The following is a 13,124-nucleotide window of genomic DNA, read 5'->3' as shown; positions in this document are numbered from 1 at the left end:
GCGATGCGCCTCGCTACCATGCCGCTTCCTTCTGCATGGACATGCCGGCCATGACGTCACTGATCGAGACCCACGACCACGGGCCCATCCGCGAGCTGCGCCTGGCGCGCCCGCCCGTCAACGCGCTCGACCCGGCGCTGTGCCTGGCCCTGCGCGACGCCCTCACCCAGGCGGCGCAGGACGGTGTGGGCGGGCTCGTGCTCGCCGGCGGCCCGAAGGTGTTTTCCGCCGGGCTCGATGTGCCCCATCTGCTGTCGTTGACGGACCCGGCCGCGCTGCGTGCGGCATGGGACGCGTTCTTCGCGGCCGCGCGTGCACTGGCCGCAGCGCCGATGCCGGTGGTCGCCGCACTCGCGGGCCATGCGCCTGCAGGCGGTTGCGTGCTCGCGCTGTGCTGCGATTACCGGGTGATGGCCGCCGGCGACTACCGGATCGGCCTCAACGAAACCCAGGTCGGGCTGGTCGCGCCCGAGGGCATCCAGCGCCTGCTGCGTCGCGTGGTCGGTGCGCGTCAGGCCGAGCGGCTGCTGGTCGGCGGCCTGCTGCTCGACAGCGACGAAGCACTGCGCCTGGGCCTGGTCGACGCGCTGGCGGCGAGCGACGAGGTCTCGCTGGAGGCGAGGCGCTGGCTGGAGACGCTGCTGGCACTGCCGCGCGCGCCGATGCTGCAGACGCGCGCGATCGCGCGGGCCGATCTGATCGCCGCGCTCGAGCCCGACACCGTCGACCTCGACCGGCTCATCGACGCGTGGAATGCTCCGGATACCCAGGCCGGTTTGCAGGCACTGGCCGCCCGCCTGCGTCGCTGACGGGCGTACGCCTCAGGCGGCCCCTGTCGCGACGGGCCGCGCCGGATCGTCCACCCAGCCGCTCCAGGACGGCGCATACAGGCGTGCGCCGTCGAGCCCCGCGTGGGCCATCGCCAGCAGGTGATGGCAGGCGGTGACGCCGGAGCCGCACATCACGACCACCTCGTGCGGTGCACGACCGCCGAGCGCCGCATCGAACTCCGTCGTCAGCACCGCTGCGGGCTTGAACCGTCCGCCCGCGAGATTGTCGGCATACGGGCGATTGATCGCGCCCGGCACGTGGCCCGCGCGCGGATCCAGCGGTTCCACCTCGCCGCGAAATCGTGCAGTTGCACGCGCGTCGAGCACCACGCCGCCGGCATCGAGATGCCGCTGCAGGGCTTCAGCATCACGCAGCAGGCGTGACGCGTCGAAGGCCGGGGTTGCGACCGGCGCGATCGACGGCGGCGGTGAAGCGGCACGTTCGACGTCGAGAGGCGCACCGGTTGCGGTCCACTGCGCCCATCCGCCGTCGAGCACCGCGACCTGGTGATGTCCGAAACAGCGCAGCAACCACCACAGGCGCGCCGCGAATGCGCCATCGCCGTCGTCGTACGCCACCACGCGGGTCGTGGCGTCGATCCCCCAGCGGGTCAGTGCCGCCGCGAACGCTTCGGCATCGGGCCAGGGGTGGCGGCCGAGACCCGGCCCCATCGGTCCGGACAGATCACGCTCGAGATGCGCGTACACCGCGCCCGGAATGTGCGCCGCCGCCCACGCGCGCTCACCGGCGCCGGCATCGGCGCCGCCGACCGACAGCGTGAACCGGCAATCGACCACGCGCAGGTCCTCGCGACCCAGCGCCTCGACCAGCGTCGGCACGTCGACCAGCGTCGTCCAGGCGGCGCTCACAGCCGCTCCAGATGCGTGCGCAGGTTCAACAGGATCGATGCGGTCACGCCCCAGATCCGGTGCGCAGGCGCGCCGGCGAGCGTTTCGTATTCGAGCACGTGCCGCGTGCGCCCACCGAACTCGATGTCGACCCGGCGCAGACGCTCGGGCGCCATCAGGAATGCCAGCGGCGCCTCGAACACATCGGCCACCTCGCCGGGGTCGGGCACCGGCACGAAATCGGGGTCGAGCATCGCGACCACCGGAATCACCCGATAGCCGGTGATCGTGGCCAATGGATCGAGATAGCCCAGCGGGGCGGCCTGCGCCGGCAACAGTCCGATTTCCTCGGAGGCTTCACGCAGCGCGGCCTGCAGTGGACCGTCGTCTTCGGGCTCGACCCGCCCCCCAGGAAAACTGACCTGACCGGCGTGATGACGCAGCGTGTCGGTGCGACGCGTCAGCACCGCCTGCAGGCCGGTCTCGCGACGCACCAGCCCGACCAGCACCGCCGCCTCGTGCAGCGCGAGATCGGGCGCGATCAGCCCATCGAGTTCGTCGACATTCCAGGCGCGCGCGCCGGGCACGCCGTCGAGCGGATGCAGCACGCGTCGCAGGTCCGCGGCGGCCAGGCGGCCGATCATCGACGCGCCGCCTCCCGGGCCGGCAGCACCACGTCCATCATGCGCTGGCGCTCGGCGTCGCCCATCTGCAGCCACGATCCGATCTCACCGAGGGTGCGCAGGCAGCCGTGGCAGGTGCCGTGTTCGTCGATGGTGCAGACGCCGATGCAGGGCGTGAGTACGGCGCGAGGCGTGGAGTCCATCCGCCGATTCTAACGGCCGGGCCCGCGCGCGGCATGCGACGGCGTGCCCACGCCCCGCCGCTGGTGCCACCGAATGCCGGCGTGCAGGAAGCGACGACGCCACATACGACGACGCCGACGTGCAGGCACGTCGGCGTCGGGGTCACACGATGGTGTCGACTCAGCGGACGCTGAGCAGCTTGACCATCACGCCGACCGGCTGGCGGGCGATTTCCTGGGTGTTCTCACCGGTCACGAAACGGCCCGGCGGGAACACGACTTCGTAGACCGCGTTGAGCGGCATCAGCGGCAGGACTTCGCGCAGGCCGGCGATCGGCGAATCCGACACGCGGAAGGGCTCGGTCTTGTCGTCGGCGCTCAGGCCGATGCCGACCGGCACGACCAGTGCCTGGTAGGCGATCTCGACCTGGCTGCTGGCCGACGGCTTGGCACCGGCGCCCGCTTCGACGACGCGGTACATCACGCCGCTCGGCAGCGAGACCACGCCTTCACGCGCGCGGTACTCGGTGAGAAACGCGGTCGCCTTGCCTTCGTTCTCGGTCAGGGCCGCACGGCGCTCGGTCACGATCTTCTGCTGCATGCGCTGCTGGAAGCCGTTGTAGGCGGTGCTCATCTGCTCGGGGGTGTAGGTCGGATCCTTGCGGCCGTGCCCGTCCTGCAGGCCCCTGATGATGGTGTTGACGTCGACCGGCTCACCGGTCTCGGCCAGGCGGTTGCCCAGATCGAAACCCAGCGCGTAGCTCAGCGTCGTCCTGTCGTTACCGGCTGCGGGTGCAGCGGGCTGCTGCGCGAACGCGACGCCGCTGAACGTGGTGGCTGCCAGGGCGGCAGCAATAAAACGCAACTTCATTCCGTGGATCTCCGCTAGGTCAGATTTCGATATCGCCTGTCGCGAGAAAGGGCGGTCGAACCGCCCCATCTGGACGCGCTAGGATAGCGGTCGCAGGGCTTAACCGCCACTGACGACTCCCCAATCCGACCGCGCGCGGCCTGGCAAGTTCCACGCAGCCGCGGACACGCGCCTGGAACCGCTGCCCAATGCCCGATTCTCCCCTGCTGATCGACGACCGCGACGGCGTCCGCGTCATCACCATCCACCGTCCCGACAAGCTGAACGCGCTCAATTCCGCGACCCTCGACGCCCTGCATGCCGCCTTCGACGACGCGGCCGATGCGCCTGAGGTGCGCGCCATCGTGCTGACCGGCGCGGGTCCCAAGGCGTTCGTCGCCGGCGCCGACATCGCCGAGATGGCCGATCTGCGGCCGGTCGAAGGCCGGGATTTCTCGCTGCGCGGGCAACGGATGATGCGCCGCGTGGAACTGCTGCCCAAGCCGGTGATCGCGATGATCAACGGCTTCGCACTCGGTGGCGGGCTGGAACTGGCGATGTGCTGCCATCTGCGCATCGCCGCCGATACCGCGAAGATCGGCCAGCCCGAGATCAACCTCGGCCTGATTCCCGGATTCGGCGGCACCCAGCGCCTGCTGCGCCTGGCCGGTCGCGCCGCGGCGCTCGAGTTGTGCCTGACCGGCACCCCGATCGACGCCGCCCGCGCCCAGGCGCTAGGCATCGTCAACCGCGTGGTGCCGGCCGCCGACCTTGAGACCGAAACCATGGCGCTGGCGACCAGGCTGGCGAACGCGGCGCCGCTGGCGCTGCGCGGCATCCTCGACTGCATCAACATCGGCGGCGAAAGCGCGATCGGCGAAGGCCTGGAGTACGAGGCCGCCCAGTTCGGCCTGGCGTTCTCGACCGAGGACATGCGCGAAGGCACGCGCGCGTTCCTCGAACGCCGCAAGCCCGAGTTCCGGAACCGCTGAGTTCGCGACGCCATGCCGCCCCGCCCGCCCGACGCCAGCGCTCCGCCTCAGGCCACCCTCGAACGTCTGGTGGCGCTGCTGCGCGAGGACGCCGTCGATGCCGCGATCGATGCGGGACTGATGGAGGACTGGCCGGACGCCTGCGCCGAAATGCTCGACGACGACGCGCGTGTCCTGCTGCTCGCAACCCGCACACGCCTGCGCACGGCCTGGGAGGCGCGTGCCCGGTACGAGGCGCGCACGGCCCGTCTCGCGCGCCGCGCCTCGGAACGCGAGGCCGCGCGGCGCATTCCCGCGCCCGCACCGACCGCACCCGACGGCGCGCCCGTGCGTCCCGCACTGCCGTCGAACGCGGCGGCGATCCTCGCCCGCGCCAAAGCGCGTGCAGCGGGCGGCACGCCATGAGTGCGTCGGCGAACGCGGCCGCGCCCCGGCGGCGTGGCCCGACGATGACGCGCGCGGAGATCCATGAATTTCTGGCACGCCTGCGCGAACTCGATCCCGAACCGACGACCGAACTCGAGTACACGACGCCGTTCGAACTGCTGATCGCGGTGATCCTCTCGGCGCAGGCCACCGACGTCGGCGTCAACAAGGCGACGCGCCGGCTGTATCCGGTCGCGAACACGCCGCAGGCGATCCTCGATCTCGGCGAGGACGCGCTCAGGCGGCACATCTCGACGATCGGCCTGTTCAACGCGAAGGCGAAGAATGTCATCGCCGCCTGCCGCATCCTCGTCGAACACCACGGCGGCGTGGTGCCGAACGACCGCGCCGCGCTCGAAGCGCTGCCCGGCGTCGGCCGCAAGACCGCGAACGTCGTGCTCAATACGGTGTTCGGTGAACCGGCGATCGCGGTCGACACGCACATCTTCCGCGTGTCCAACCGCACCGGGCTCGCGCCGGGCAAGGACGTGCGCGCTGTCGAGGACCGGCTGATGCGCGTGATTCCGGAGGAGTTCCTGCTCGGCGCGCACCACTGGCTGATCCTGCACGGGCGCTACACCTGCAAGGCGCGGAAGCCCGATTGCCCGAAGTGCGTGGTGCGGGATCTGTGCAGGTTCAGGGACAAGACGCCCGGGGTGGCGGGTTAGGCATCTGCTTCCGGCGCTGCTGACGCAAAAGAATTCGGCAGCCGGAACGCCCGCAGAGGGCTCGCGGACCGTCATTCCCGCGCATGCGGGGCGTTCAACAGGCGAAGGCTGGTCATCCAGCGCCTCATGCGAGGCAGCGTTCCGTATGCCAGCGCTGAGGAAGCCACTGGAGTCCCGCCTGCGCGGGAATGACGGAGGTCATCGCGCCTGACGGACACGCGCGACGGCACGCTGGCCGTCGCGCTTGAACGGCATCACTCGTCCCGATCGGTAAACGGCTTGCGCGGCAGGCGCTCGTCGCGCATTGCGGCGTGATACGCGAACGAGGCGATGATCGCCGCGGCCTGCTTCAGGTCGTCCGGCACCACGTGGTCATACGTGTCGAGATGAGTGTGGTGGACATGGGTGAAGTAGTCGGCCGGGTCCTGCACGAACTGGAAGCCCGGCAGGCCGACGCGGTCGAAGGCGATGTGGTCGGTGCTGCCGGTGTTGCGCGTGGTCACGATGGTCGCACCGAGATCGGCGAACGGCGCGAGCCAGGCGCGGAACACCGGCACCGCGGCGTGGTTTTCCTGGGCGTAGATGCCGCGGATGCGGCCGGTGCCGTTGTCGAAGTTGAAATAGGTCGAGAAGCGGTCGAACCCGGCACGGCGCTGCAGCGGGCCGGTGCCGCGCTGGAAGGCGCGCGGCAAGGCGATCTGCTCGGGATCGGTCGGCGCGGGCCAGTCGGCCAGATGCCGGGCGACGTAGCCGGACGAGCCGTGCAGGCCCTGCTCTTCCCCGCCCCACAACGCGATGCGGATCGTACGCCGCGGCCGCGCGTCGATCGCCTTGAGGATCCGCATCGCCTCCATCATCACCACGACACCCGCGCCGTTGTCGGCCGCGCCGGTACCGGTGTGCCAGGAGTCGAGGTGCGCGCCGATGATCACGGTCTCGTTCGCCTTCGAGCTGCCGCGCAGCTCGGCGAAGGTGTTGGTGGCCGGCAGATCGGTGTCGCTGGTGAAGCGCGCATCGACGTCGACGCGCAGGCGCGGCGCCTGGCCGCGTTCGACCGCGCGCACGAGCTGGTTGTAGTGCTCGGCCGCGACGACGAGATCCGGCACACCTTCGGGATCGCCGGCCTTGCGACCGCCGCCGCCCATCACGCGGACGATGCCGTTGTCCCAGGAGCTGATCGACAGCGTCGCCAGCACGCCTTCCTCGGCGAAGAAGGTGTTGAGGGCGCGCACCAGCTCCTGGCGCTTGCGGTACTCGTCGAGGCGCTTGTCGGCCGCGGCGGGATCGGCGTCCTGCGGCATCGGGAAGGTCTGCAGTTCGCCGAGATCTTCCTCGGTGTGGCGGCGGAAGTCGGGCCGGTCGGACGGCTTGTAGGCCCGCGCCTCGTCGAGCAGCACGATCCGCCCGCCCAGCTTGCCGCGCTGGGCCTCGATGTCCGCGACCGTCTTGAACGAGACGCGCACCAGTTCGCCCTCGACCGGGCCGTTGGTGCCCGGCGTCCACGCCTTGGGCAGCGCATGGATCGGCAGCTCGCGCGGCGCGATCAGCTCGACGCGCGACGCACGGAACTCCCAGCCGCGACCGAAGGCGTCGTCGTAGACCTCGTCGTGCACATTGGTCAGCCCGTAGCCGCTGAGCTTGCCGCGCGCCCATTCGCTGGAGCGCACATAGGCCGGCGAATTGGTCAGGCGCGGGCCGATGGTCTCGGTCAGTTCCTTCAGATTGGCGGCCACCTGCGAACGGTGGAAGGCCTCGTGGCGGATCTTGGCGACGACGTCGAGGTCGACCGGTTCGGCCGCCTGTGCGAATGCGAGGCCCGGCAGCAGGGCGGACAGAAGCAGGGCCGCCGGACGCAGGCGGCGGACGATATGGCGTGCGGTCACTCGGATGTCCCGTTACGGCGTGTCGCGCCCGGATGGCGACACGGCCGCGCATCCTACCCGATGCGCGGCCGCCCATCGGCGCATCTGCAGCCTGACCGGCATACGCCGACATCGAACGTGCAGGCCGGATCGCCGCCGTCGTCACAGTGCGCAGCCGAACCGATCGGCGCTGACGCCAGCGATCGGCGACATCGTCCGGAGGGCGCGGACGCCGGCTTCAGTCGTGGCGTCCCTCGCGCAGCCACTTGGTCGCGATCCACTTCTCGCCTTCGATCACCGGCGCACCCGCATGCAAGGTGCGGGTCATCGGATGCGGCCGGTCGTAACTGAAGAACACCGCATTGCCCTTGACCGCGGCCACTTCCAGGTGGACCTCGGGAAATGTCGTCGCGCCGCCCCGTTTCGGCGTATTGAGATACATCACCACCGACGCGACGCGCTGGCCGCCGCGTGCCAGCTGGACCCGGCTACCCGGCTCGGCCGGATCGAAATAGTCGTGATGGGGCCGGTACTCGGCGCCCGGCGGGTAGTTGAGGACCTGCAGCCCTTCGCCGTGATCGAGCGGCCAGTCGACAAGACGCGCGATCCGCGCGTCGATCCGCGCGCACAGCGCAGTCTCCCCCCGCGTAAACCCGGTGCCGCGGCTGGTGCGATCGTCATGCACCTGGTCACCTCCCGTCTGCGGGTCGACGGTGGTGGAGCGACGCAGCCGCGCCCGGGCGAGTTCGATCAAGGCGTCGCATTCGTCGTCGGCCAGCAGACCGCCGAGCACCAGGACCCGCGGCAGCATCAGGCTGGTCAGCACCTGCACGTCGCGGTCGCCGCCGTCGAGCACGGAAGCGCCATTGGGCTCGGCCGGCACCGGCACGGGCACCGGGAGCGGCAGTCCCGTGCGCTCGGAATTCCGCTCGATGAAACGCGACACCGCGGCCTGCACGGCGTCGACCGCCGCCGCCTCGGCCCAGCCGTCCTGCAACAGCGGCCTGAGCACGCTGTCGGGGTCGGCGCCGGCCATCGCCTGCGCGACCACCCACTGCTCGCGGTCGGGGGTGAGTCGTCGTGAGGTCATCGGTGAAGTGTCGGACGCGAATGTGACGGTCTCAATCCGTTCGATGTCGGCGATGTCGTAATTCGAAAACATAAATGACACATAACCGGCCGAAGCTTGCCGCAAGTCACGGGGCAGCCGCGACCCGACCGGGGCGCGCCTGCGGAACGGGTCATCCGACTGTCACCCGACACCACGAACCCCACCGCCCATTGCTCAACACCCGCCACGCGCCTTTGCGTGAATCTCAAGCTCGGAGAACTTTCACGATGTCCGTCCGCACCCCGACCAAAACCCTGCTGATGACGTTCGGCGCCGCCCTCGCGCTCGCCGGCTGCGGCAACGGCGCCGACGAAGTGGTCTCGCCCGGCGTCCCGGCCAATCCGCCCGTCGCCGCGCCGCCGACCACGCCGCCCCCGACCACGCCCCCGCCGACGACCGCCCCGCCGCCGACTGCAGGCCCCGCCGCGAGCTGCCCGGACGGCACCGTCAACCAGGGCACCGTCGTCAACAACACGCTGCGTGCGTGCCGCCTGCCCTCCACCATTCTGGGCGATCTGATCCTGCGCAAAGTCGACGGCGTGGCGTACCAGATCCAGGGCCAGGTGAACGTCGGCCAGGACCAGCTGGGCGACTCCGCCAACAACAATGCGTCGGCCCGCGGCCGGCTCTACATCGAACCCGGCGTGACCCTGTTCGGCAGCAGTGGGCCGGACGTCATGCTGGTCCAACGCGGTTCCCAGATCTTTGCGCTGGGCACCCGCGACGCCCCGATCATCTTCACCTCGCTGCAGGACCTCGAGGGCAACGGCCGCAAGTTCAACTGGGCCGGCGTCGTGCTGATGGGCCGCGCGCCGATCAACAACTGCATCGGCAATGCCGTGGCCGGCACCGCCGCCTGCCAGGGCGCGGTGGAAGGCACCAGCAACGCGTTCGGCGGCGGCAACGATCCGACCGACAGCAGCGGCGAACTGCGCTACGTGCAGATCCGCTACTCCGGCTTCGAGATCGCGCCAGGTAACGAACTGCAGTCGCTGACCCTGGTCGGCGTCGGCAACGGCACCAAGATCAACTACCTGCAGTCGCACTACAGCGGCGACGACGGCATCGAGATCTTCGGTGGCACGGTCAACATGAGCCACGTCGTCATCACCGAGGCCGACGACGACTCGCTCGACACCGACTGGGGCTGGAGCGGCGGCGTGCAGTACGGCCTGATCGTGCGAAAGACGCCGTCGGTGAAGGGTGTCGCCGACTCCGGCTCGATCTTCGAATGGTCCGCGCTGACCAGAACGCCGACCTCGACGCCGAAGGTGTCCAACTTCACCGTCTACACGACGGATCCGACGCTCGACTCGCTGGTCAAGGTCAACCAGGCGACCAATGCCTTCGTGTGGAACAGCGTCTTCGTCACTGCCCCGGCATCGGCGAACCAGAAGCAGGCGGACTCGTGCTTCGACCTGCAGAACGCCGGCACCACGATCGAACTGCTGTCCAACCACTTCACCTGCGCCTACACCATCCGCGGCACCACCAACGCCTACAACGCCAGCAACTACGTCGAACAGCCCGCCACCCGCGCCATCTTCGACGCGGCAGCGAAGGATCGCACCGTGTTCGGGCCCTCGACGTTGACCGCCGCCTACCGCAACGGCGCGAACGAGAACGCCGTGGCCGTGACGCCGGTCAGCGGCATCAGGACGGGTGCGTTCGGCGCCTACACCGGAATCAACTTCTTCGAGAATCCGGCCGCCATCGGCGCGGCAGATGCCACCGGCGCGTGGTGGGAAGGCTGGACCGTCGGCCTGAACTGATCGGCCTGCGTTTGCCACGAGTGCACACGATGCGGCGGCCTGAATCCGCCGCATCTTGCATGCAAGCACCCATCAAGCCTGCCAAGGGCAGCCAAGGTCCACGCTCATGACGTCTTCCCACCCCCGATCTTCCCAAACACGCGTCCCGCGGCTACGCGGCGGCCGCATCGCACGCAGCGGCATCTACCTGGCCGTCGGCGCGGCCTTGGCCCTTCCTGTCCATGCCCAGCAGCCCGCGCCTGATCTCGTGCCGGCTGGCGCGGCCGACACGCCGCAGCAGACATCCGAACTGGGCGCGGTCACCGTGCGCGGCGAGTACATTCCCGAGCCGATGGCGAACACCGCCGAAGTCGCGAGCTTCGTCACGCGCGAGGACTTCGAGCGGACCGGGGACAGTACCGCGGCTGCCGCCCTGACCCGCGTCAGCGGGCTCAGTGTGGTCGGCGACAAGTACGTCTACGTGCGTGGTCTGGGCGAGCGTTACTCCAGCGCGCTGTTCAACGGCTCGCCGCTGCCCTCGCCCGAACCCCTCCAGCGCGTGGTGCCGCTGGACCTGTTCCCGGCCGAAGCGCTGGCCGGGGTGACGGTGCAGAAGACCTATTCGGTGAAGTATCCCGGCGAGTTCGGCGGCGGCGTGATCGATCTGCAAGGGGTGACCGTGCCCGACAGCCCGTTCTTCAAGGTCGACATCGGCTTCGGAGGCAACTCGGTCACCACCCGCTCGCCCGGCCTGACCTACTACGGCAGCAACCGCGACTGGTGGGGCTACGACACCGGCCGACGCGATCTGCCCGCCGAGATTGTCAACAGCGCCCAGCCCATCACCAGCGCGAACTACAGCCCCGAGTGGCTGGCGGCGTTCGGCAGTGCGCTCAACAACCCCAACCTCTACGTTGTCCAACGCAAGCGCCGGATCGACCCGGACGTCAATTTCGGTGCCAGCGCGGGCACCTCGTTCGAGATCGCCGACGGTGTGCGCCTCGGCGTGATCGGCGTGGCCAGCTTCGACAACGACTGGCGCACCCGCACCGGCCTGCAACAGGACGGCGTGTTCACCGATGGTGGTGTGGAGCTCTACCGGGATTACGACTTCGCCACCACCCGCATGAACGCCCGGGTCAACGGCCTGTTCGGACTGGGACTGGAAACCGCCCAGCACTCGGTCGCGTGGAACACCCTCTACGTGCACGACACCGTCAAGGAAACCCGCTCCCGCGACGGCTACAACTTCAACGTCGGCGTCGACATCCGCGAAGACGGCACCCTCTGGCTGGAGCGCCAGCTGATCAACAACCAGTTGGCCGGCAAGAGCAACTTCGGCGAGTACGACGCGCTGAAGCTGAGCTGGCGCCTCGGCCAATCGCGCGCCCGTCGCCTGACGCCCTACGAGACCGACGTGCGCTACGCGAATGTCGACGGCACCTGGGTCCACGGCAGTGGCGCCAATTCACTGCGGTTCGGCGCGGTCGACGACGAGGTGGCCAGCGGCGGCGTCGATCTCGACTGGCGCCTACCGATCGAGCGTGAGTTGACCCTCAGCGCCGGCCTGGCGTATTCGGACAATGACCGTGCGGCGGTCCAGCGCACCTTCCGCTTCGACACGCTCGGTGGCGCGCTGCCTGTCTACAACCAGTATCAGCGCATCGACTACCTGTTCTCGGACTACAACTTCCAGAACGGCCTGTTGACGGTGACCGAGACCACGCCCAACAACAACGGCGAGTCGGCCTATGAGGGCACGCTCAAGACCCAGGCGGCCTATCTCCAACTGGAAGGCGAGATCGCGCCGACATGGCGCGCGGCGGTGGGTGTCCGCTACGAGGACGCCACCCAGGCCGTGCATCCGCTGGACATCTTCAGCGGCGAGCGCGTCGGTGGTGTGTTCGCCGCCCAGCCCCTGCGCAACGACTACCTGCTGCCGGCGGCGACGGTCACGTGGAACTTCGCCGACAATCAGCAGATCCGCTTCGGCGCGAGCCGGACCATCGCGCGTCCGCAGTTCCGTGAGCTGGCGCCGCAGCAGTACACCGACCCGGACAACAACCGCCTGTTCTTCGGCAATCCCTTCCTCGTCGACAGCGAGCTGACCAACCTCGACCTGCGCTACGAGTGGTTCTTCAATGCCGGCGAATACTTCACCGCCGGCCTGTTCCACAAGTCGATCGACAACCCGGTCGAGGCGGTGATCGGCGATTTCGGTGGCAATCAGCTTTACCAGGGCTTCCTCAACGCGCCCGAGGCCACGCTTTACGGCGTCGAGCTCGAGTTCAAGAAGTATTTCGCTCCCGAATTCCGTCTCCTGGGCGATGGCCGCCTGTACTTCGCGACCAACTACACCTGGTCGTCGTCGGAGGTGAATGCCGAGGAAGGCGATACGGTGATTCCGCCCGGCTTCAACGGCGTGCCGCAGGACGCGCGCAGCTTCGTCGGCGACGGCACCCGGATGCAGGGCCAGAGCGACCACATCGGCAACCTGCAGTTCGGCGTGGAGAACGACAGCGCCGATTTCCGCGCGACCTTGATCGCGAACTACGTCAGCGAGCGGATCAGCGTGCGCGGCCGTTCCGGCCAGCCCGACTACATGGAAGACCCGGGGGTCACCCTCGACTTCGTGATGCGCAAGGGTCTGGACATGGGCAGCTTCGGCTGGAATACGCTCAAGCCGTCACTGAGCTTCAGCGCCCGCAACCTGCTCAATACCAAGCACGAGGAATATCAGGAACGCGATGGCGCCCGCATCGATCTGTACACCTACAAGCCGGGCATCAGCTGGGATGTGAGCCTGAGCATCGACTTCTGATCCACGTTGCGGTCATAAAACTGAAAAGCCCGGCCTCAACCGCCGGGCTTTTTCGTTGCAGACGGGATCAATCGCGAAACAGCAATGTCATATCGCTGACTCATGCTGTCATGAATCGGTTACCTGCCTACCTGCCTTGCCTATTTTCCACGTGTTTCC

Annotated in this window: 10 protein-coding genes and 1 pseudogene; 6 read left to right on the top strand and 5 right to left on the bottom strand. The window is 68.8% G+C overall.

From position 1 onward, the window contains the following. Window positions 1–50: 50 nt before the first annotated feature. Window positions 51–809: an enoyl-CoA hydratase/isomerase family protein gene (locus tag ACF3M1_RS06200; RefSeq protein ID WP_394004722.1), complete on the top strand. Its 759-nt coding sequence runs from the start codon at window positions 51–53 to the stop codon at window positions 807–809. Window positions 810–821: 12 nt separating this feature from the next. On the opposite strand, the gene ACF3M1_RS06195 is transcribed toward ACF3M1_RS06200, so the two are convergent. From ACF3M1_RS06195 to ACF3M1_RS06185, 3 genes and pseudogenes are all read right to left on the bottom strand, one after another. After that, window positions 822–1,739 carry a sulfurtransferase gene (locus tag ACF3M1_RS06195; RefSeq protein WP_394005197.1) on the bottom strand — a complete coding sequence of 306 codons (918 nt, stop codon included), beginning with the start codon at window positions 1,737–1,739 and terminating at the stop codon, window positions 822–824. After that, window positions 1,697–2,505 (bottom strand): annotated as a pseudogene (locus tag ACF3M1_RS06190) (DUF1289 domain-containing protein). The gene ACF3M1_RS06195 and the pseudogene ACF3M1_RS06190 overlap by 43 nt, the downstream one beginning before the upstream one ends. A 160-nt stretch (window positions 2,506–2,665) precedes the next feature. Further along, window positions 2,666–3,355: an FKBP-type peptidyl-prolyl cis-trans isomerase N-terminal domain-containing protein gene (locus ACF3M1_RS06185; RefSeq protein WP_394004721.1), complete on the bottom strand. Its 690-nt coding sequence runs from the start codon at window positions 3,353–3,355 to the stop codon at window positions 2,666–2,668. A 188-nt stretch (window positions 3,356–3,543) separates the two neighbouring features. Here ACF3M1_RS06185 and ACF3M1_RS06180 point away from each other — a divergent pair, with 188 nt between their 5' ends. From ACF3M1_RS06180 to nth, 3 genes are read left to right on the top strand one after another with little or no spacing between them, the layout of a single operon-like run. Next, window positions 3,544–4,326, top strand: coding sequence for an enoyl-CoA hydratase/isomerase family protein (locus ACF3M1_RS06180; RefSeq protein WP_394004720.1), 783 nt, complete (start codon window positions 3,544–3,546; stop codon window positions 4,324–4,326). Window positions 4,327–4,338: 12 nt separating this feature from the next. Beyond that, window positions 4,339–4,731 carry a hypothetical protein gene (locus tag ACF3M1_RS06175; protein ID WP_394004719.1) on the top strand — a complete coding sequence of 131 codons (393 nt, stop codon included), beginning with the start codon at window positions 4,339–4,341 and terminating at the stop codon, window positions 4,729–4,731. Then, window positions 4,728–5,420 (top strand): endonuclease III, encoded by a 693-nt coding sequence (nth, locus tag ACF3M1_RS06170; RefSeq protein ID WP_394004718.1) that lies wholly within the window; start codon window positions 4,728–4,730, stop codon window positions 5,418–5,420. The genes ACF3M1_RS06175 and nth overlap by 4 nt, the downstream gene beginning before the upstream one ends. Window positions 5,421–5,674: 254 nt before the next feature. Here the strand turns inward: nth and ACF3M1_RS06165 are convergent, their stop codons facing one another. Continuing rightward, window positions 5,675–7,261, bottom strand: coding sequence for a M28 family metallopeptidase (locus ACF3M1_RS06165; RefSeq protein WP_394005196.1), 1,587 nt, complete (start codon window positions 7,259–7,261; stop codon window positions 5,675–5,677). Between the two features lie 259 nt (window positions 7,262–7,520). Then, the gene (locus tag ACF3M1_RS06160) at window positions 7,521–8,372 is read right to left on the bottom strand and encodes a 2OG-Fe(II) oxygenase (RefSeq protein WP_394004717.1); all 852 of its coding nucleotides are present in this window, start codon (window positions 8,370–8,372) and stop codon (window positions 7,521–7,523) included. A 248-nt stretch (window positions 8,373–8,620) separates the two neighbouring features. Between ACF3M1_RS06160 and ACF3M1_RS06155 the strand changes: the two genes are divergently transcribed. After that, on the top strand, window positions 8,621–10,165 hold the full coding sequence (locus ACF3M1_RS06155) for a hypothetical protein (protein WP_394004716.1): 1,545 nt from the start codon (window positions 8,621–8,623) through the stop codon (window positions 10,163–10,165). A gap of 106 nt (window positions 10,166–10,271) precedes the next feature. Then, complete coding sequence (locus ACF3M1_RS06150; RefSeq protein WP_394004715.1) at window positions 10,272–12,965, top strand: TonB-dependent receptor domain-containing protein; 2,694 nt, start codon at window positions 10,272–10,274, stop codon at window positions 12,963–12,965. Window positions 12,966–13,124 lie beyond the last annotated feature (159 nt).

This window comes from Luteimonas sp. WGS1318, from assembly GCF_043187535.1.
GTDB lineage: Bacteria > Pseudomonadota > Gammaproteobacteria > Xanthomonadales > Xanthomonadaceae > Luteimonas.
This window is presented reverse-complemented; position numbering and strand designations above follow the sequence as displayed.